Source organism: Streptomyces sp. NPDC001480, assembly GCF_042894725.1.
GTDB lineage: Bacteria > Actinomycetota > Actinomycetes > Streptomycetales > Streptomycetaceae > Streptomyces.
Window position 1 is genome coordinate 95,108 of the sequence record NZ_JBIAVX010000015.1, and the last position, 19,690, is coordinate 114,797.

Sequence of the window (19,690 nt, forward strand, 5' to 3'; positions counted from 1 at the left end):
GCCCCCTCAGCCCTTCGGTTCCCTCGGCAGACCGAGCACGCGCTCGGCGATGATCGTGCGCTGCACCTGGTCCGAGCCGCCGTAAATGGTGTCGGCCCGGGAGAACAGGAACAGGTGCTGGAACGCGTCCAGTTCGTACGGCGCCGACGACGACCAGTCGACCGGGCCCGCGCTCGCCGCCGCCCCGCGCACCGCCATCGCCAGCTCCCCGAGCCGCTGGTGCCAGCCGGCCCACAGCAGCTTGGCCACGCTCGGAGCACCCGGATCGCCCGAACCACCCAGCGTGCGCAGGGCGTTGAAGCGCATCACCCGCAGCTCGGCCCACTGCCGGACCAGACGGTCGCGTACGACGGGATCGTCGGCGGCCCTGGTGTCGAGGGCCGCCCGGACGACCCGCCCCAACTCCTCGGCGAACCCGATCTGCTGGGCGAGCGTCGACACCCCCCGCTCGAAGCCGAGCAGACTCATCGCCACCCGCCAGCCCTCGCCCTCGCCGCCGACGACGTGCTCCACGCGTGCGCGTGCCCCGTCGAAGAAGACCTCGTTGAAGTCGCTGGTGCCGGTCATCTGCCGGATGGGCCGCACCTCGACGCGGCCCGGCTGGTCCATGGGCACGAGCAGGAAGCTCAGCCCGTGGTGGCGGCGGGAGCCTGGGTCGGTGCGGGCGAGCACGAAGCACCAGTCGGCCTCGTGGGCGAGGGAGGTCCAGATCTTCTGCCCGGTGATCCGGTAGGACGCCCCCTCGCGCACCGCCGAGGTGCGCACACCCGCCAGATCGGACCCGGCGCCCGGTTCGCTGTAGCCCTGGCACCAGAGTTCCTCACCGGCCGCGATGGGCGGCAGAAAGCGCGCCTTCTGCTCGTCACTGCCGTGTGCGACGAGAGTGGGCGCGAGCAGGTTCTCCCCGATGTGCCCGGAGCGCGCCGGCGCGGCCGAGCGGGCGTACTCCTCGGCCCACACGACCTGCTGCGTGAGCGTCGCCGTCCGATTGCCGTACCCGGACTCAGGCCAGCCGAGCCCGATCCACCCGGCGGCGCCAAGGGTACGTTCCCAGGCCCGGCGGTCCGGGGCATGCCCGGCGTGCTCAGCGAGCCAGGCGCGGGCCTCGATCCGGAACTCATCGTCTTCGGAGGCGGATTCGAAGTTCACGGGCGTCTCCTCTCAGCGCCGGTCAGCACAAGCCCACCTCAGGGGCGCGGGGCTGTATCGATATGCGGCTCCGCCGCGTGGGCGCGACAAGCCACAACCAACCCGCAGCCGCCGAACGACCGCACTCCCCGAGCTCTCAGGCGTTAGGCCGAGCCCCATCCCGCGCCGCCCTCTCCATGGCCTCCAGCTGGGACAGCATCGGCATGGGATCGACCCCCACCGAACCCGGCAGGAAGTCGGCAAGAGCCTCCGGGGTCCACCCACCCTCCGCATAAGCCGAGCGCAGCTCACGCGGCTGGGCCCAGACCGCCACCTTCGGCCCCGCGATCGTGTACACCTGCCCGGTGATCCGCTGCTCCCGCGCCCGCTCCGACAGCAGGTAAACGACCAGCGCGGCCACGTCCTCCGGCTCCCCGATCTCCTTGAGCTCCGTCGGAACGCCCGCGGACATCCGCGTACGCGCGACCGGCGCGACCGCGTTGGCGGTGACCCCGTACTTGTGCAGGCCGAGGGCGGCGCTGCGGACGAGGGAGATGATGCCGCCCTTGGCGGCGCTGTAGTTGGCCTGCGAGACGGACCCCTGGTGGTTGCCGCTGGTGAAGCCGATGAGCGTGCCGGACTTCTGCTTGCGCATCACCGCGGAGGCCGCGCGGAACACGGTGAAGGTGCCTTTGAGGTGGGTGGCGAGGACCGGATCCCACTCGTCCTCGGTCATGTTGAACAGCATGCGCTCGCGCAGGATGCCGGCCACGCAGACGACCCCGTCGAGGCGCCCGTACGCCGACAGGGCGGTGTCGACGACCCGTTGTCCGCCCGCCATGGTGGAGATGTCGTCGGCGACGGCCACGGCCTCGCCGCCGACCGCCTCGATCTCCTTGACCACGGCGTCGGCGACCTCACTGGTCGGCGAGGTGCCGTCGGTGGCGACGCCGTAGTCGTTGACGACGACCTTCGCGCCCTCGGTCGCGGCCGCGAGGGCGACCGCCCGTCCGATGCCCCGTCCGGCGCCGGTCACGGCGACGGTCCTGCCTGCCAAGAAGTTCCCCACGCCCGGCCCCTTCCCGCGGTTTCTGACGGTCCGTTAGATTTTATGGCGCGCCGGACGCGAGGAGACAAGCCCCGGGAGGACCGAGATGTCACTGGCCGCACTCCATCCCGAGTTCCACGACATCGCCGAGCGCGTGAACAACTGGGGGCGCTGGGGGGCCGAGGACGAGATCGGCACCCTGAACCTGATCACGGACGAGGTGGTGCGCGAGGCGGCGGCCACCGTCCGCACCGGGCGCCGGATCCCCCTCGCGCTGCCGCTGAAGGAGGACGGCGTGCAGACCGGGATGATCCCGGGGCGGGTCAATCCGCTGCACGCGATGGTGCAGATCAACCAGGAGCTGTTCGGCCCGGGGACGGTGGCGTGCAGCGACGACGCCGTGACGATGGGCTTGCAGGCGGGCACCCACTGGGACGCGCTGGCCCATGTGTCGCACTCGGGGAGGCTCTACAACGGCCGCCCCGCCGATTCCGTCACCGCGCACGGCGGCGCCGGGTTCAACGGCATCGACAAGGCGCGGCACATCGTCTCGCGCGGGGTGCTGCTGGACGTGGCACGCGCGCGCGGGGTGGACCGTCTGGAGGGCGGGCACGCGGTCACTCCGGAGGATCTGGAGGCGGCGGAGGAGCTCGCCGGGACGCGGGTGCGCGCGGGGGACGTCGTACTCGTACGGACCGGGCAGGTGCAGGTGTACCTGGCGGGGGACAAGCACGGGTACGGCTATCCGTCGCCGGGGCTGTCGGTGCGTACGCCGGAGTGGTTCCACGCGCGGGATGTCGCCGCGGTCGCCAACGACACCCTCACCTTTGAGATATTTCCGCCGGAGATCGACGATTTGTGGCTGCCGGTGCACGCCCTCGATCTGGTGGAGATGGGGATGCTCCAGGGGCAGAACTGGAATCTCGAAGAGTTGTCCACAGCCTGTGGAGAAGCCGGGCGGTACGCGTTCCTGCTGTCGGCGATGCCCGAGCCGTTCGCCGGCGCGACCGGTACGCCCGTGGCGCCCGTCGCCGTCCTGTGACGCCGGCGGGGCATCCGGCTGGCGGCGCGCAGGCGCTCGCCCCGAGCGCGGTCCCGCGCGCCGCCATCCGGCCCCGACCCACGCTCGACGAGGGCCCCGTCCCCCGGGGGCCCTCGCCGTCCCCTCGCGGCGAATCGATGAACACAAGCGTGATCAGACGGTAACGACGCGTCAACACCCGTACGGGCATTTGTTGCTTACGCCCGATTCGCGGCGGACGCGCACGGATGCACACCCGGCGCATCACCCCGGGGCCGCGACGACCCGGCGGGGCCTTCCGCACCCCCGTGCACCGGGACTACACCGCTTCGAAGGCGAGCCCGTCGCACGCCGTGAGCCCGAACGTCATCGCCGCGGCCCGTCCGGGCTCCTCGCAGCGGTCCAGTTCGCACCAGATGCGCTTGCCCGCGCCTTCCGGGCTCCAGCCCCAGCGGTCGGCGAGGCCGTCGACGAGGGCCAGGCCCCGGCCGCCGGTGGCGTCGTCGCCCGCGCACCGGGGCACGGGGGCGCGGGTGCTGGTGTCGGCCACCTCCAGGCGCACGGTCGCCGGGTCCGCCGCCGCGCCGGGCAGGGAGAGCCGCAGCACGGCCGGGCACCCGGTGTGCACCACGGCGTTGGTGACCAGCTCGGAGACGAGCAGGATCAGGGTCTCGGCGAGCGACTCGTCGTCCGCCATCCCGGACCCGGCGAGCCGCGAGCGCGCCCACCTTCTGGCCCGCCCCACCTCCGCGGGGTCGGGCCGGATCTCCAGCTGCACTTGAAGCACCTGCACCGCTCACACCATCCGAACCGGCGGACACATGACCCCGCGCCACACGGACGCCGCGACCGGAGTCGCGACGAGCACCACGACGGGGGCCACGATCGTAGCCATTTTCTGCATGGCCAGAACAACGGCCAGAGCAGGGGTCACGGAACGTGATTCCCTTGGAAGACAGCATGGTTGACGTACAGTCACCTCAACAAGCGCTTCGGGCATATTCCAGCGCGAAGGAGTACGTGTACGGCATACTGTGCGACGGTCATCCCGGAGAGTCGAACAAGCCGTTCGCGAGGCCGCCTTGGGGGCCTCACCGGCAGGGTTCGAGTTCTGGGCCACTCGCATCTCACACAAGGTACCGGAGCGCTCACCGACTCCGGGGGGTGACGAGTCGCGCACGAGGCCCACTCGACATCAACGCTCCGTGATCACGGTGTGCCACGATCCGTGACACCTCCCGGCCGCCGGTACGCCGACCTCCCAGCGCAGACGCCTCGCGGCCGCTTCAGACAAGGAGATCGGCGGCGAGCAACTCCTCACTCTCCGTGATGTCACCGGCACGTTGGGCTCGTACCCATGTTCGCTTCAGATGGAGATGCACCTCTGCTTCCCAGGTGAAGCCCATGCCGCCGTGCACCTGGAGGCAGTCCCTGGCACCGCGCACGGCCGCCCCGTCGGCCAGCAGCCGGGCCGCCGCGATGTCCGCGGGATCGGCGGTGACGGCCGCCGCGTACACGGCCGCCCGGGCGGTCTCGGTGCGGACCAGCATCTCCGCGCACAGGTGCTTGACCGCCTGGAAGGCACCGACGGGCTGCCCGAACTGCTTCCGCGCCCGGGCGTGTTGCACCGCCAGCTCGCACACGCGCGCGGCGGTGCCCAGTTGTTCGGCGGCGGTGAGGAGCACGGCGACGGGATCCGCCGCGCGGCCCCCGGAACCGCCGGGCCCCCCGGGAACCCGGTGCAGCGGTGTCAGCGGGTCCGCCGACCGCAGGGGTACGGCCCCGGAGGCGTCCCCGAGCACGGTGTCGGCCTCGGCCAGCCACTCCACCAGGCCCCCCTCCACGGCGGTCACCACCGCCTCCCCGCCGGCCGCGCCCGGCACGGTCCCGGCCGCGAGGTGGGTGGCCACCAGCGGGCCCGGCAGCAGTGCCCGCCCGGCCTCCTCGAAGGCCAGCACCGCCTCGGGCAGGCCCGCTCCGGCCCCGCCGTCCGCCTCGGGCAGCCGCAGCGCGAAGAACCCGGCCTCCCCCAGCTCCCGCCACAGCGCCCGGTCGAGGCCGGGCTCCGCGACCGCCGCCCGCAGGGCCCCCGTGTCGAAGCGCCGGGCCAGCAGTTGCCGCACGCCGTCCCGCAAGGCGCGCTGCTCATCGGTCAGTTGGAATCGCACACCCGGTTCACCGTCCCTTCGGCAGCCCTAGGATCCGCTCGCCCACGATGGTCCGCTGGATCTGCGAGGTGCCGGCCGCGATGGTGTACGACAGGGAGGAGAGCCGGTCGAGCACCCAGGGCCGGTCGAGGTCGAGGCAGTCCGGGCCGAGGACGTCGGCCGCGGTGTCGTACAGCTCCTGACGCGCGTGCGAATACCTCAGCTTGAAGACCGAGCCGCCGACCCCGGGCACCCCGCCGCTCGACTCGGCCTCGCTGACGTTCCACTGCGTCAGCCGCCACAGCGCGCGGAACTCGGCGTTCAGCCGCCCCAGCCGCCGCCGCAGCGCCGGATCGTCCCAGCGGCCGTTCCGCCGCGCCTCTTGGGCCAGTTCGCCGAGCACCCGGCGGCAGGCGACCACCTCGCCGACGAAGGCCGTGCCGCGCTCGAAGGACAGCGTCACCATGGTCACCCGCCAGCCGTCGTTCTCCGCCCCGACCCGGTTGGCGGCCGGCACCCGCACCTCGTCGAGGAACACCTCGGCGAACTCCGCCGACCCAGCGAGCGTCCGCAGCGGCCGTACGGTGACGCCCGGCGCGTCCATCGGCATCGCGAGCCACGTGATGCCCTCGTGCCTGGGCGCCTCCGGGTCCGTGCGGACCAGCAGTTCGCACCAGTCGGCGACTTCGGCGTGCGAGGTCCAGATCTTGGACCCGCTCACCACGTAGTCGTCGCCGTCCCGCCACGCGCGCGTGCGCAGCGAGGCCAGGTCGGACCCGGCCTCCGGCTCGCTGAACCCCTGGCACCACACCTCCTCGCCGCGCAGGATCGGCGGCAGCCAGCGCGCCCGCTGCCCGGGCGTCCCCTCGGCGGCGATGGTCGGCCCCGCGTGCAGCAGCCCGACGAAGTTGGCGCCCACGTAGGGCGCGCCGGCCTTCTCCGTCTCCTCCAGGAAGATCAGCCGCGTGGTCGGCGAGGCGTCCCAGTGGACGTGGGCGTACCCGGCGTCGTACAGCATCCGCTGCCAGCCGAGGTCGTGGGCGCGGCGGGCCGGCCAGTCGTCCGGGGAGGGCTTCGCGGGAAGCGTGGGCAGCACCTTGCCCAGCCAGTCCCGCAGCCGGGCCCGGAACTCCTCCTCCTCGGGCGTGTACGTCAGGTCCATGGGCGGCTACTTGTCGAGGTCCAGGGAGAGCATGCGGATCGCGTTGCCCCGCATGAGTTTGTAGACCGTGTCGTCGTCGAGGCCCTTCACATGGTCGAGGGCGACCTCCTTGGTGTGCGGGAAGGTCGAGTCGACGTGCGGGTAGTCGGTCTCGAAGGTGGCGTTGTCCCGCCCGACGACGTCGAGGGACGCGACGCCGTGCTTGTCGCGGAAGAAGCAGCAGAAGATCTGCCGGTAGTAGTACGTGGAGGGCGGCTCCGGGATCAGGTCGCGCACCCCGCCCCAGGCCCGGTGTTCCTCCCACACGTCGTCGGCGCGCTCCAGGGCGTACGGGATCCAGCCCATCTGGCCTTCGGAGTACGCGAGTTTGAGCTGGGGGAACTTCACGAGCACGCCGCTGAAGAGGAAGTCCATCATCGAGGCCATGGCGTTGTTGAAGGACAGCGAGGCCTGCACGGCGGGGGGCGCGTCGGGGGAGGCGGCGGGCATCTGCGAGCTGCTGCCGATGTGCATGTTGACGACCGTCCCGGTCTCCTGGCAGGCCGCGAAGAACGGGTCCCAGTAGCCGGAGTGGATGGAGGGCAGGCCGAGGTAGGTGGGGATCTCGGAGAAGGTCACCGCCCGCACCCCGCGTTCGGCGTTGCGCCGGATCTCCGCGACGGCCAGTTCCACGTCCCACAGCGGGATCAGGCACAGCGGGATCAGCCGTCCGCCGCTGTCCCCGCACCACTCCTGGACCATCCAGTCGTTGTAGGCGCGCACGCAGGCCAGCGCGACCTCCTTGTCGTGCGCCTCGGCGAAGGTCTGACCGCAGAAGCGCGGGAAGGTCGGGAAGCAGAGGCTGCCCTCGACGTGGTTGAGGTCCATGTCCTTCAGCCGTGCGACGGGGTCCCAGCAGCCGCGCCGCATCTCCTGACGCGTGATGCCCTCCAGGGTCATCTCGTCCCGGTCGAAGCCGACGGCGGCGATGTTCCGCTTGTACGGGAACTTCAGGTCCTCGTAGATCCACCAGTCGGTCGGCGGGCCGTCGGGGTCCATCGTGATCTGGTACTTGCCGCCCACGTAGGCGAGTTCGCCGATGCCGGCGGTGAGCGGCTTGGGACCGCGGTCGCGGTACTTCGCCGGCAGCCAGGTCTCGAAGAGGTGCGCGGGCTCGATCACGTGGTCGTCGACGCTGATGATGCGGGGCAGTTCGGTCGCCATGGGTCCCCTCCGCCGGGCGGTGCCTGTCGGACGATACTTATCTGATGGTCCGTCAGATAGCATGGCAGCTGACGAGTCGTCAGCCAAGCAGGGGGCACACGTGAACGAGACCCCGCATTCCCTGAGTTCCGTCCGCACGATGTGGGAGCTGGTCGACCGGCGCGCCCGGCTCACCCCCGACCGCCCCGTGCTGCTCCAGGACGACCGGACGCTCAGCTTCGCCGGGCTGCGGGACGGCGCCGAGCGGGTGGCGGCGGGCCTGTACGGCATGGGCGTACGCCCCGGCACGGTGGTCGCCTGGCAGCTGCCCACCCGGATCGAGACGGCCCTGCTGTCCTTCGCGCTGGCCCGGCTCGGCGCCGTGCAGTCGCCGGTCATCCCCTTCTACCGGGACCGGGAGGTCGGCTTCGCGCTGCGGGAGTCGAAGGCGGAGTTCTTCGCCGTGCCGGGGACCTGGCGGGGGTACGACCACACGGAGATGGCACGGCGGCTCGGCGCGAAGGGGGTCTTCGCGGCGTACGACGACCTGCCCGACGGCGATCCGGCGGTGCTCCCCGCCCCGCCCGCCGAGGGCACCTCCGTGCGCTGGGTCTACTGGACCTCCGGCACCACCTCCGACCCCAAAGGCGTGCTGCACACGGACCGTTCGCTGATCGCGGGCGGTTCCTGCCTCGCACACGCGCTGCGCCTCACGGCGGACGACGTGGGCTCGATGGCCTTCCCGTACGCGCACATCGCCGGCCCCGACTACACGGTGATGCTGCTGCTGTACGGCTTCCCGGCGGTGATGTTCGAGCAGTTCGCGCTGCCGGACGCACTGGAGGGCTACCGCCGGCACGGGGTGACGGTGGCCGGCGGGTCGACGGCGTTCTACTCGATGTTCCTCGCCGAGCAGCGCAAGCGGCCGGGGACGAAGGTGATCCCGACGCTACGGCTCCTCGCGGGCGGCGGGGCACCCAAACCGCCGGACATCTATCACGCCGTGATACGCGAGATGGGCGTGCAGCTCACCCACGGGTACGGCATGACCGAGGTTCCGATGATCACCATGGGTTCGCCGGACGACACGGCGGAGAACCTGGCGACGACGGAGGGGCGGCCCCCGGCGGAGATGGAGATCCGGATCGTCGACGGGGAGGTGCGGCTGCGCGGCGAGGCCGTGTGCCGGGGGTACCTGGACCCGGCGCAGACGGCGGAGGCCTTCGACGAGGAGGGGTTCCTGCGCACCGGCGACCTCGGACATCTGACCGGAACCGGACACCTGGTGCTCACCGGGCGCCGCAAGGACGTGATCATCCGCAAGGGGGAGAACATCTCGGCGAAGGAGATCGAGGACCTGCTGCACGGGCACCCGGCGGTGGGCGACGTGGCGGTGATCGGACTGCCGGACGCCGAGCGCGGGGAGCGGGTGTGCGCGGTGGTCGAGCCGGCGGCACAGGCCCCGGGGGCCGGGGAGCTGACGCTGGCCGCCGTCACCTCGTATCTGCGCGCGGAGGGGCTGTCGGTGCACAAGCTGCCGGAGCAGCTGGAGGTGGTGGACGCCCTTCCGCGTAACGACACCCTGCGCAAGGTGCTGAAGTACAAGCTGCGCGAGCGCTATTCGGGGACGGTGAAGTAGCGGGCGAAGGCCGGGACGATCTCCGCCTCCCCCACGTGGCCGTCGCCGTCGGTGTCGAGGCCGGCGGCGACCGTCCGCGCGAGGTCCTCCGGGACGCCGAACACCCGCAGTACCCGCGTGGTGTCGGTGACCGTGACCGCGCCGTCCCCGTCGCTGTCCGCCACGTCCAGGGCCGCGTGCAGGAAGGGGCGGGCGATCTCCGCGAACCGCTCCGGGTTGTCGCGCAGCCGCTTGACCGCGCCGGTGACGAACTCCTCACGGGTGATGCGCTGGTCGCCGTCCCGGTCCGCGATCCCCGCCATGCCCTGCCAGAACGCCTCCGCGCCCGCGTACAGGGCCTGTCCCTTGTCGGAGCGGGCCGTCACACCGAACTCGGCGAGCAGCGCCTTGGCCGCGCCGCTGAAGTCCAGCCCGTCGATGTATCCGTTGCCGTCCTGGTCGAAGGTGGCGAAACGGGCGGCGATCCTGCGCTCGTACTCGGTGCTGACCATGTCTTTCGGGCCGCCTTACTCACGTGGGGGTACGTCCGGCTCGGAGCGTACGACGCCACGGGGCGTCCGGGCACGCGAAAGCGAAGCTTGCACCAAGACCGGGGCAATTCCGGGGCAATATCGGGGCAATTTGCGGACAACGATGTGGCACGGTCACGATGCGGTCAGGGCTTGTCGCCGCGGCCGGTTCAGGCGGACAGCGGCTCGTCGTCCACCGCCGCCGCGATGTCGGGGTAGACGTCGAACAGCCGCCGTACGCCGAGCGCGCCGAGGACCCGGTTGACGTGGGAGCCGTCGACCGCGCCCTGGGCCGGGAGGATCAGCCGCAGCCGGCCCTGGCAGGAGCGGAACAGGCGGCGGGACGCGATGAGCACGCCGACGCCGCTGGAGTCGCAGAAGAAGACGTCCGAGAGGTCGAGGACGAGACTGTGGTGGCCCTCGGCCACCGCGTCGTGGACCCGCTGGCGCAGCACCGGCGAGGTCATCAGGTCCAGTTCGCCCGAGACCCCGAGCACGGCCCACTCACCTCGTTCGTCGCCGGTCACCTTGAACGTCACGGCATGCCCTCCGCTCACCGGATCTCCCGGAACCGCCCGGAGCCGCCTGGACCACCAGAAACGGAAGCAGTTCCTACGCTTCTCTCCGCGCGGCTGCCCACCGGCCGTTCCCGGAAACCCCTGACGTCAAACGACAGGCGGTCGTCAAGGGACTTGTTTCGGTCAGGTCCGATCCTGTTCGATCGGAGATGGTCAGGGCGTGCTCATCGCGTGTTCGCCGAGTGGAGGTCACGTGAGATACGGCGAAGGCCCCCTACCACCTACGGGTTGTCCGGGGGCGCACATTGGCACAAAGGGGCGTGCGTCGTCCGACGTGCCGACTACATTCGAGGACACGGTGGATCCAGGCTGGACACGCGCACGGGAAGGGGGAGAGGGCCGGATGGCCAAGAAGGACGCGCCACCCCGCTGGGACCGCAGGATGCAGCAGCGGCTCGCCCGCGGCGAGGCGGCCGCCCTCGGCGAGCTCTACGACCGGTTCGCCTCCCTCGTGCACGGCCTCGCCCACCGCGTCCTCGGCGACGAACGGGCCGCCGACGGCATCACCCGCGAGGTCTTCGCCCACGTCTGGGAACACCCCGAGACCTACGACCCCCGGCAGGGCCCCCTGCGCACCTGGGTGGCCACGCTGACCCATCGGCTCGCCGTGCAGCGGCTGCGCGCCACCGAGACCGCCGCGCTCACCCGGGGCGGGACCGGCTCCCCGGAGGACTGCACCGAGGAACTGGAGCTCAAGGTGCGGCACGCCTCGGTGGCCGCCCGCGCCGACTACATCGTCCACTCCATGCCCGCCCCGCTGCGCGCCGCCCTGGAACTGGCCTACGTCCAGCGCCGCGACTACCGCCAGACCGCCACCGACCTCGGCGTCACCGAGGACGAGGCCCGCCGCCGGCTCCGCCTGGGCCTGCAACTGCTCTCCACCGCCCACGACGCGGCGCCGCCCGGACACGGGGGCACGGTGTGACGGGCTTCGAGAAGCACGACGGCACGGGCGCCGGCGACGACGAGGGCGGCACGGGACCCGGCGGCAAGGGCCCCGGACCCGCCCCGGAACCCCCGCGCATACCGCTGCCCCGCGCCTCCGTCGAGGACAGCGGGCTGCCGCTGCCCGAACTGGACCCGCTCCCGCCCCCGCCGCTGGAGCTGCCGCACGACGTCCTGAAGTCGCTGCTCGGGGCGTGGGCGCTGGCCGCCTGCTCGACCGCGGAGACGGCGGCCGTCGAGGCACACCTGGGCGAGTGCGGCCCGTGCGCGGAGGAAGCGCTGCGGCTGCGCGGGGCGGTGGGCCTGCTGCACCAGCCCGAGAGCCTCGACCTGGACCCCGGGCTGCGCACCCGCGTACTGAAGAGCTGCCTGGAGCGACGTCCGCCGCGCATCCCGGTGCCGGACTGGGCTGCTCCGTACGACGCCGAGACCGCGCGCCTGGACGCGCTGCTCCAGGACTTCGGGGACGCGGAGTGGCACGCCCCGGTACGGCTGCGCTGGTTCACCGGGGACGCGCCGACGAGCCGCCGTACCACCGTCGCCGGGGTCATCGCGCACCTGCTGTCCGTCGACGGGCTGGTGGCGGTGGCGCTGGGCCTGGAGGACCCGCTGGCCGAGGCGGACGCCGTGCCCGACACCGGCCCGCCGACCGGGCCCGCCGCCCGCACCGAGGCGTTCTGGCGGGCCTCCCGCTTCCCGCCCACCCGGGCCGTGCGGGCGCCGTGGCGCGAACAGAGCCACCACCTGGTGCGGACGGTCTCCTTCACCGGCGGCGGCACCGGGGAACGCCCGGTCCCCTACGGTGACTTCACGCTGCCGCTGCACGACGCGATGCTGGACCGGGCCTTCGAGTGCTGGGTGCACGCGGAGGACATCGCGGAGGCCGTGGACTACCCCTACGGCCCGCCCGCGCCTGGCCATCTGCACGCCATGATCGACCTGGCGGCCCGTATGCTGCCCGCCGTCCTTGCCGCCCGGCGCCGCTCGGGCCTGGCCTCCCCCGCGCCCACCCGGCACCTGGTCGAGGCGGGCACACCGGGCCGCAGCCTGCGCCTGGAGATCGAGGGCCTGGGCGGCGGCGAGTGGCTGATCCCACTGGACTCCCCCGCCGCGGTGGGCTCCACCGAGCACGAGGTCGCCCATGTCGCCCTGGACGGCGTCGAGTTCTGCCGCCTGGCAGCGGGGCATGTGTCTCCGACGGAGGCGGCGGCGGGCCAGCTCGGGGACCGGGACGCGATCAGGGACGTACTGTTCGCGGCGGCGTCGTTGAGCCGGATGTAGGGGTTGGTTGCTGTGTCGCGGGCGGCCGCGGGTATGTGGGGGCCGTTCGCGCCCGCGCGGCGGTAGCCGCATATGGACACAGCCCCGCGCCCCTGAGGGGCGCTCCCGCAGCCGCCCGCGAGACAGCAACCGCCCGAGCCGCTAGGCGAACACGACCGTCCGGCGCCCGTTGAGCAGAATCCTCCGCTCCGCATGCCACTTCACGGCCCGCGCCAGCGCCTGGCACTCCACGTCCCGTCCGACGGCGACGAGCTGGTCCGGGGTCACGTCGTGCCCGACGCGCTCGACCTCCTGCTCGATGATCGGCCCCTCGTCGAGGTCGGCGGTGACGTAGTGCGCCGTCGCCCCGATCAGCTTCACACCCCGCGCATGCGCCTGGTGGTAAGGCTTCGCGCCCTTGAAGCTCGGCAGGAAGGAGTGGTGGATGTTGATGATCCGCCCGCTGAGCGCCTTGCACAGGTCGTCGGAGAGGACCTGCATGTACCGGGCGAGGACGACCAGTTCGACGTTCTCCTCGCGCACGATCTCCAGCAGCCGCGCCTCGGCGTCCGCCTTGGTGTCCTTCGTCACGGGAATGTGGTGGAAGGGGACGTTGTAGGACCCCACCAGCTCTTCGAAGTCGGTGTGGTTGGACACCACCGCGGCGATCTCCACCGGCAGCGCCCCGGTCCGGGCCCGGAAGAGCAGGTCGTTCAGGCAGTGCCCGAACTTGCTGACCATGAGGACGATGCGCATCTTCTCGTCGGCCCGGTTGATCTGCCACTCCATGTGGAAGGAGTCACCGATCGCCGCGAAGCTCGCCCGCAGCTTGTCCACGGTGACCGGCGCCTCCGCCGAGAAGTGGACCCGCATGAAGAACAGTCCCGTGTCGTGGTCGCCGAACTGCTGGCTGTCCTCGATGTTGCAGCCGGTCATGAACAGGTAGCTCGACACGGCGTGCACGATGCCCTGCTTGTCCGGGCAGGAGAGCGTGAGGACGTACTGGTCGGCGGGGGCCGCCACGGCTCGGTTGGACTGCTCGTTCATGCCCCACAGGGTCCCATACCCGCCCTGTACCGCGGACGGCCGTCCGCCCACCGGACCCCGGTTACGCGGTCCTCGTCATGATCCGCAGCACCTCGAGGGTGCGCGGCGGCGCGTCCGGGTCCTCCCCGTCGCTCGCGGCCATCCGGACGTGCGCGTCCCGCGCCGCCCGCACCGCCTCCGGCCACCCGTGGTGGTCGACGTAGGCGGCCACCGGCGCGTCCGGGCCCACCTGGTGCATGATCCGCAGCACCCGCAGCACGGCCGTGTCGACCAGCGCCGCCTCCTGCGAGTCCCGGAAGATCGTCCCGACGTACTTCTCGGCCGACCAGTTGTCCAGCCAGGTGTCCTCGACCAGTCGGTACACGGCGTCGGTGACGTCGCCGTACCCGTCGACACCCGCCAGCCAGACATCCCGCTGGAACACCGGATCGGAGAGCATGTGCAGCGCCGAGCGCACGTTGCTGCGCCAGCGCCACCACGGCATGTCGTTCAGGGGCATGCCGCCCATGGTGGATGAGCGACGGCCGCGACGGGAAGAGTTCTCCGAACCTTGCACGGTCATCGATCGTACGTTCCCCGTCCCAGTGGTCTCACCGGCCCCCGTAATTCACCTCCGTGTCACCGTCCGTTGACCGGGGGTCACTCCCAGGTTAGCGGTGTGAGGGAATCGTGCGGGTACATGACCGGCAGGCGACGCACCCGCAGCACCTTCCCCCGCTTCTTCCACCGGCCGCTCAGAGCCACCGCGCTGTCCGCCGGCGCGCTGGCCGCCTGTGCGTCGCTCACCGCCGGATGCGGGGTCGTCCCCGGTGTCACGGGGGGCTCCGGGGACGACTCGATCAAGGTCATGACGTGGGCGCCGGACGGCACGGACGCCACCAACAAACCGGGCATGCCCGCCATGGCCGCCGCCTACGCCCGCTGGATCAACGCCCGCGGCGGCATCGGCGGCCGCAAGCTCAAGGTCCTGACCTGCAACGACCACAACGACACCGTGGGCGCCGCGCGCTGCGCACGGCGCGCGGCCGACGAGGGCGTGGTGGCGGTCGTCGGCTCCTACAGCCAGTACGGCGACTCCTACTTCGCCCCGCTGGAGGGCGCCGGCATCCCGTACATCGGCGGCTACGGGGTGACGAACGACGAGCTCACCCGCTCCTACTCCTACCCCGTCAACGGCGGCCAGCCCGCGCTGCTGGCCGGTCTCGGCAAGGCCCTCGCCGGGAACTGCGGCCCCATCGCCCTGGTCCGGCCCGACAGCATCGCCGGCGACGAACTGCCGGCCGTCCTCGACGCGGGCCTGACGGCCGGCGGCCACGCGGAGGCGAACGACCTGCTCGCGGCCGAGGACGCCACCGAGTACGACACCATGTCGGGCCGGGCCCTGAAGGCGGCCACCGCCGAGCCGGCGCGGAAGGGCTGCGTGGTGCCTGCGCTCGGGGACCGCAACGACACCTTCATGGACTCCTTCCGGCGCACCCGCGAGAGCTACCCGGCGGTGCGCACCGCGACCGTCATGGGCAGCGTCGACCAGACGACGATCAACGCGACGGGCGGCGCGTCCGGGCCGTACGAGGGGGCGTACATCACCGGCTGGTACCCGGTGGCCTCCGACCAGCGCTGGGACCGGATGAAGAAGGTGATCAACGAGGAGGCCTTCGGTGACAACCGCATCGACCCCGCGGACACCGGAGTGCAGACCACCTGGATCGCCTACACCGTCCTGAAGGCCGTCCTGGAGCGGATCGGCACCGGCACCGTGACCGCCGACACCGTGCGGCGCACCCTCGACGACGGCATCAAGGTCGGCACGGGCGGCCTCACGCCCACCCTGGAGTGGCCCCGGTCCGGCCGGCTCGCCGCCGTCGGGCTGACCCGGCTGGTCAACGCCGAGGTGACCCTCCAGGTGGTGCAGGGAGGCCGGCTGGTCCCGGCGGGCAAGGGCGGGACCATCGACGTGACGCGGACGCTGGAGAAGGCGGACATCGGCTGACGCCCGCCCCTCGGTTCACAGCTGGGTCGGCTGGCGCTGGGTGAGGCCGTACTTGTTCGCGATCGCGTTCCACAGCCCGGCGGCCTTGACCTTCTGCGCGCTGGCGGTGGCGCTGTCACGGTTGCCGGCCTGGGTCTGGGCGGTGCCGCGGGCCTGGCCCTTCTTGCAGCCCTTGCGGCCCGAGACCTGGTCGGCCCACGCCGCGTAGTGGTTGTCGGCCGACGCCGAGGCCTGCCACGCCTTGGTGAGCGCGCTCGTCAGGTCGGCGTTGCCCGGCAGCTTGTCGACGGACAGCTTCGACAGCCGGGTGACGAGGTCGCCTCGCTGCTTGGCGGCGTCGCGCAGGTCGGAGGCGGCGTTGCCCAGGTTGTTGCAGGACCGCACGTTCGCCACCGCGTTGATCACCGAGGTGCGGCTGTTGCCGCTGTCGGCGAGCAGCTTGTCCAGGGCGACGGCCTGCTGCCGGGCCGGGTCGGCACCGGCGGACGCGGAGCCCTCGGTGGCGGGCGCGGACGCGGCGACGGTCTTGTTGCCGTCCGTGTCGTCACCGCCGCCCCCGCCGCCCAGCAGGGCACCGGCGCCGATACCGAGCACGGCGATGCCGACGCCGATGGCCGCGATCAGCGGCACCCGTGATCCGGTACGACCGCCCCGGCCTCCCCGGCCGCCGCCGTCCTCCGGACCCTGCGGGCCGTAGGCGGGCGGCGGCTCCTGGAAGCGCGGCAGCATCTGCGTGGCCCCGGCCGGGCCGTCGCCGCCCGCGGCGCCGCGGAAGAGGTTGTCGAACTCGGCGGGCGGCTGCCGGTCCCCGCCGGGTGCGCCGGTGTACGGCGGGATGTACTGCGTGGCCTCGGCGTCCGGGCCCGGCGCGGCGGGCTGCGGGCGGGTCGCCCGGCCCAGGTACCGCGTCTCCTCGGCTCCGGTCTCGGGCGGCAGCGCGCCCGGGACCACGGGCGGTATGTACTGGGTCGCGCCCTCGTCGACCGGGGCGGGCGCGGATCCGGCGGTGACCGGCGGGAGGTACTGGGTGGCGCCCTCGTCGGCGGGCGGCAGCGGGGCGCCGTGCGCGCCGGGGGCTCCGTGGCCGTACGACGGCTGGGGGGCGGGGGCGCCGGTGCCGTAGGGCGCGCCGTACCCCTGGTGGTTCTCCGGGGGGAGCGGGCCCGCGGTGTTCGGGGCCTGGGAGGCCTGATCGGCCCAGCCGGCGGGCTGCTCCGGCGTCGGCCACTCCTGGGCGGGCGCCTGGGGCCAGGGCTGGCCCTGCTGGGCCTGTTGCTGGCCCTGCTGGGGCTGTTGCTGGCCCTGCTGCTGCTCGGGGCCCCACGGCTGACCCCAGGCCTGACCGCCGGACGGGCCGGCCGGGGGCTGGGCCGCCGGGGCGGCCGGGTGGGGGGCGGGTCCGCCCGTCATGCCCGGCAGCAGGGGTTCGCCACCGTCGGAGGGCAGCACGATGCCTTCGTGCGCGGGTCGCGCCGAGGGCTCCTCGCCCTGTCCACTCTGCGTCACCGGGACTCCTACGATTGGGGGACCTTCGGAACGTCGGGTCACGCTACCGGGTCCCCTGAGCCTGGTGCCACGCAGCTCAGGGCCTGACCTGCTGCCCTGTGACGGCTGTAACAAAACCGCCCCGCGATGCGCTGTTGATGTGACCTCCCCCACGCCACCGGCCTGTTCGCCGTGCGTTCACGCGCCCGCGGGGCATGCGTTCACGCGGCCTGCTGCAACTCCAGCCGCGCGCCGAACTCCCGTACCACCGCCTCCTCCCGGAACGGCTCCAGACGCTGCTGGAAGTCCTCCAGGTACTCCGCGCCGCGGTTGGAGCGGAGCGTCTCCAGGAGCTCGACCGCCTTCATGCCGGTGCTGCACGCCTGCTCGATCTCGCGCTGCTGCACCTGTGCCGTGGCGAGCAGCACATAGCCGATCGCCCGCCGCCGCGCCCGGGTCTCGGGGTGCCCGGCGAGGGACTCCTCGGCGCACCGGGCCGCCGCCTCGGCCTGCCCCAGGTCGCGGTGGCAGTGCGCCAGCTCGTCGGCGAGGTAGGCCTCGTCGAAGTGCGCGATCCACGCCGGGTCGTCCCCGGAGTCGGCGTCGGCCTGCTCCATGGCCGCCACCGCCCGCCCGGACGCCAGCTGGGCGGCGCGCGCGTCACCCAGCAGGGCGTGCCCGCGCGCCTCCGCCGCGAGGAACATGGCCTCCGCGCGCGGGGTCACGCGCCCCCGCGCCCCCTCCTGCGCCGCCCTCGCCAACTGCGCGATCTCCCGCGGGTTGCCGAGCTGCGCGGCGAGGTGGCTCATGGAGGCCGCGAGGACGTAGCCGCCGTAACCGCGGTCGCCCGCCGCCTGCGCCAGCCGCAGCGACTGGATGTAGTAGCGCTGGGCCAGCCCCGGCTGCCCGGTGTCCACGGCCATGTACCCGGCGAGCTCGGTCAGCCGGGCCACCGCGGCGAACAGGTCGCGGCCGACGGCCTCCCGGTAGGAGCCGGCGAGCAGCCCGGAGACGACGCTGTTGAGGTAGTGCACGACCACCGGGCGCACGTGCCCGCTGCCGTACTGGTGGTCCAGGTCTGTCAGCGCCTGGGTCATCGCGCTGACGGCCGCCACGTCGGACTGCCCGACCCGCGGCCCCGCCGAGCGCGCCACCTGCGCGTCCGGCGCCGAGATCAACCAGTCCCGGCTGGGCTCGACCAGCGCGGACGCGGCGACCGAAGAGCCGGAGAGGAAGTCCCGGCGGCCCACGTCGCTGCGCCACAGCTCGCAGACCTGCTCGATGGCCCCCAGTACCGTCGGCGAGAACTGGAGACCCACGCCCGAGGCGAGGTTCTTGCCGTTGGCCATGCCGATCTCGTCAATCGTGACCGTACGGCCGAGTTTGCGTCCGAGAGCCTCCGCGATGATCGCCGGCGCGCGCCCGCGCGGCTGCTGTCCGCGCAGCCAGCGGGCCACGGACGTCTTGTCGTACCGCAGGTCGAGGCCGTGCTCGGCGCCGCACATGTTGACCCTGCGGGCGAGCCCGGCGTTCGAGCACCCGGCTTCCTGGATGAGCGCCTGCAACCGTTCGTTCGGCTGCCGCGCGACGAGTGGCCTGGCGGCCATGGATACCCCCTGGCGAAGCGAAAAGATCCGGCCGGGAAGATCAATGCCCAGCGGACATACCGAAAATGCGAGGCATGCGTGGATTGCCGGGGTAAGAGTCCCCACCCCCCACCTCTGGCTACCCAACGCAAGCCCCGCTTCCTACCGCGCGCCCCCACACATGCCCCCATGCGCCCCGGCCGGGGGATCGATGCTCCTCCCCCGCGCGCGGGTCCTGTCCTCGGACTGGGCCCGCCCCCGTAACCACAGGTGGGTGCGGGAGTTGAGTGGGGCGTGGAAGAAACGATCGTGGGTACCCAAGCCAGTCCGACTGTCGGTCAGATTCCCCAGCAGCGTGGGGAATCGCTGCTGGAGACCGCCGTTCGCTATGTCGAGGAACGTCACTGGGAAGTGTTCTCGGGTACCTGGCTGGAAGCCGTCGACGGGCTTCAGCGCTGCTCCTGCGGGGACACCGCCTGCCCTGCGCCCGGGGCGCACCCCGCGCGGCCGGACTGGGCGACGCAGGCGACCGGGAGCGTGACCGTCGCACGCCGGATGTGGCAGAAGCAGCCGACGGCGTCGATCCTGTTGCCGACCGGGCGGACGTTCGACACGCTGTCCGTCCCGGAGACCGCCGGCTTCCTCGCGCTCGCCCGGATGGAACGGATGGGACTCGCCCTCGGGCCGGTGACGCTCGCCCCCGACCGGCGGATGCACTTCTTCGTCCTCCCGGGGGCCTCCGTGAAGGTGCCGGATCTGGTGCGCAAGCTCGGCTGGTCCCCCCAGGCGCTGGACCTGGTCGCGCTCGGCGAGGGGGGCTACGTCGCCGCGCCCCCGACCCGCTTCGGCTCCCGGGGCGCCGTCCAGTGGGCGCGCCGGCCCACCCACGCCAACCGGTGGCTGCCGGACGCGGAGGAGTTGATCTCGCCCCTCGCCTACGCCTGCGGCCGCGACCGCTGATCC

The 19,690-nt window shown here is 72.5% G+C and carries 18 protein-coding genes; 6 read left to right on the forward strand and 12 right to left on the reverse strand.

Going from position 1 to position 19,690, the window contains the following annotated elements; genetic code table 11:
* Nucleotides 1-6 precede the first annotated feature (6 nt).
* Together ACFY01_RS32980 and ACFY01_RS32985 are read right to left on the reverse strand one after the other, a co-directional pair.
* Nucleotides 7-1,149 carry an acyl-CoA dehydrogenase family protein gene (locus tag ACFY01_RS32980; protein WP_390739424.1) on the reverse strand — a complete coding sequence of 381 codons (1,143 nt, stop codon included), beginning with the start codon at nt 1,147-1,149 and terminating at the stop codon, nt 7-9.
* Between the two features lie 136 nt (nt 1,150-1,285).
* Nucleotides 1,286-2,197 (reverse strand): SDR family oxidoreductase, encoded by a 912-nt coding sequence (locus ACFY01_RS32985; RefSeq protein ID WP_390739425.1) that lies wholly within the window; start codon nt 2,195-2,197, stop codon nt 1,286-1,288.
* Nucleotides 2,198-2,282: 85 nt separating this feature from the next.
* Between ACFY01_RS32985 and ACFY01_RS32990 the strand changes: the two genes are divergently transcribed.
* A complete protein-coding gene (locus ACFY01_RS32990) occupies nt 2,283-3,218 on the forward strand; it encodes a cyclase family protein (protein WP_390739426.1) in 936 nt (311 codons plus the stop codon).
* Between the two features lie 298 nt (nt 3,219-3,516).
* Here ACFY01_RS32990 and ACFY01_RS32995 read toward each other — a convergent pair whose 3' ends face one another.
* The 4 genes from ACFY01_RS32995 to ACFY01_RS33010 form a co-directional block, all read right to left on the reverse strand.
* Nucleotides 3,517-3,975: an ATP-binding protein gene (locus ACFY01_RS32995; RefSeq protein WP_390739559.1), complete on the reverse strand. Its 459-nt coding sequence runs from the start codon at nt 3,973-3,975 to the stop codon at nt 3,517-3,519.
* Between the two features lie 508 nt (nt 3,976-4,483).
* The gene (locus tag ACFY01_RS33000; RefSeq protein ID WP_390739427.1) at nt 4,484-5,365 is read right to left on the reverse strand and encodes an acyl-CoA dehydrogenase family protein; all 882 of its coding nucleotides are present in this window, start codon (nt 5,363-5,365) and stop codon (nt 4,484-4,486) included.
* 7 nt (nt 5,366-5,372) lie between these two features.
* On the reverse strand, nt 5,373-6,506 hold the full coding sequence (locus ACFY01_RS33005) for an acyl-CoA dehydrogenase family protein (RefSeq protein WP_390739428.1): 1,134 nt from the start codon (nt 6,504-6,506) through the stop codon (nt 5,373-5,375).
* A 6-nt stretch (nt 6,507-6,512) separates the two neighbouring features.
* Nucleotides 6,513-7,709: an amidohydrolase family protein gene (locus tag ACFY01_RS33010; RefSeq protein ID WP_390739429.1), complete on the reverse strand. Its 1,197-nt coding sequence runs from the start codon at nt 7,707-7,709 to the stop codon at nt 6,513-6,515.
* A 100-nt stretch (nt 7,710-7,809) separates the two neighbouring features.
* Between ACFY01_RS33010 and ACFY01_RS33015 the strand changes: the two genes are divergently transcribed.
* Nucleotides 7,810-9,327, forward strand: coding sequence for a class I adenylate-forming enzyme family protein (locus ACFY01_RS33015; RefSeq protein WP_390739430.1), 1,518 nt, complete (start codon nt 7,810-7,812; stop codon nt 9,325-9,327).
* Here the strand turns inward: ACFY01_RS33015 and ACFY01_RS33020 are convergent.
* Complete coding sequence (locus ACFY01_RS33020) at nt 9,306-9,818, reverse strand: EF-hand domain-containing protein (protein ID WP_390739431.1); 513 nt, start codon at nt 9,816-9,818, stop codon at nt 9,306-9,308. The genes ACFY01_RS33015 and ACFY01_RS33020 overlap by 22 nt on opposite strands.
* A 188-nt stretch (nt 9,819-10,006) precedes the next feature.
* Nucleotides 10,007-10,375: an STAS domain-containing protein gene (locus ACFY01_RS33025; RefSeq protein ID WP_390739432.1), complete on the reverse strand. Its 369-nt coding sequence runs from the start codon at nt 10,373-10,375 to the stop codon at nt 10,007-10,009.
* Nucleotides 10,376-10,757: 382 nt separating this feature from the next.
* On the opposite strand from ACFY01_RS33025, the gene ACFY01_RS33030 reads away from it, so the two are divergent.
* Both ACFY01_RS33030 and ACFY01_RS33035 read left to right on the forward strand, forming a co-directional pair.
* The gene (locus tag ACFY01_RS33030; protein WP_390739433.1) at nt 10,758-11,339 is read left to right on the forward strand and encodes a sigma-70 family RNA polymerase sigma factor; all 582 of its coding nucleotides are present in this window, start codon (nt 10,758-10,760) and stop codon (nt 11,337-11,339) included.
* A complete protein-coding gene (locus ACFY01_RS33035) occupies nt 11,336-12,640 on the forward strand; it encodes a maleylpyruvate isomerase N-terminal domain-containing protein (protein WP_390739434.1) in 1,305 nt (434 codons plus the stop codon). The genes ACFY01_RS33030 and ACFY01_RS33035 overlap by 4 nt, the downstream gene beginning before the upstream one ends.
* A 141-nt stretch (nt 12,641-12,781) precedes the next feature.
* Here ACFY01_RS33035 and purU read toward each other — a convergent pair whose 3' ends face one another.
* Together purU and ACFY01_RS33045 are read right to left on the reverse strand one after the other, a co-directional pair.
* Nucleotides 12,782-13,666, reverse strand: a complete 885-nt coding sequence (gene purU, locus ACFY01_RS33040; RefSeq protein ID WP_390739435.1) for a formyltetrahydrofolate deformylase — start codon at nt 13,664-13,666, stop codon at nt 12,782-12,784.
* Between the two features lie 61 nt (nt 13,667-13,727).
* The gene (locus ACFY01_RS33045) at nt 13,728-14,228 is read right to left on the reverse strand and encodes a hypothetical protein (protein WP_390739436.1); all 501 of its coding nucleotides are present in this window, start codon (nt 14,226-14,228) and stop codon (nt 13,728-13,730) included.
* A 117-nt stretch (nt 14,229-14,345) separates the two neighbouring features.
* Here ACFY01_RS33045 and ACFY01_RS33050 point away from each other — a divergent pair, with 117 nt between their 5' ends.
* Nucleotides 14,346-15,656, forward strand: coding sequence for an ABC transporter substrate-binding protein (locus tag ACFY01_RS33050; RefSeq protein WP_390739437.1), 1,311 nt, complete (start codon nt 14,346-14,348; stop codon nt 15,654-15,656).
* A gap of 15 nt (nt 15,657-15,671) precedes the next feature.
* On the opposite strand, the gene ACFY01_RS33055 is transcribed toward ACFY01_RS33050, so the two are convergent.
* Together ACFY01_RS33055 and ACFY01_RS33060 are read right to left on the reverse strand one after the other, a co-directional pair.
* Nucleotides 15,672-17,162 carry a hypothetical protein gene (locus ACFY01_RS33055; protein WP_390739438.1) on the reverse strand — a complete coding sequence of 497 codons (1,491 nt, stop codon included), beginning with the start codon at nt 17,160-17,162 and terminating at the stop codon, nt 15,672-15,674.
* A 200-nt stretch (nt 17,163-17,362) separates the two neighbouring features.
* On the reverse strand, nt 17,363-18,748 hold the full coding sequence (locus ACFY01_RS33060; protein WP_390739439.1) for a transcriptional regulator: 1,386 nt from the start codon (nt 18,746-18,748) through the stop codon (nt 17,363-17,365).
* Between the two features lie 273 nt (nt 18,749-19,021).
* Here ACFY01_RS33060 and ACFY01_RS33065 point away from each other — a divergent pair, with 273 nt between their 5' ends.
* Nucleotides 19,022-19,687: a bifunctional DNA primase/polymerase gene (locus tag ACFY01_RS33065; protein ID WP_390739440.1), complete on the forward strand. Its 666-nt coding sequence runs from the start codon at nt 19,022-19,024 to the stop codon at nt 19,685-19,687.
* Nucleotides 19,688-19,690 lie beyond the last annotated feature (3 nt).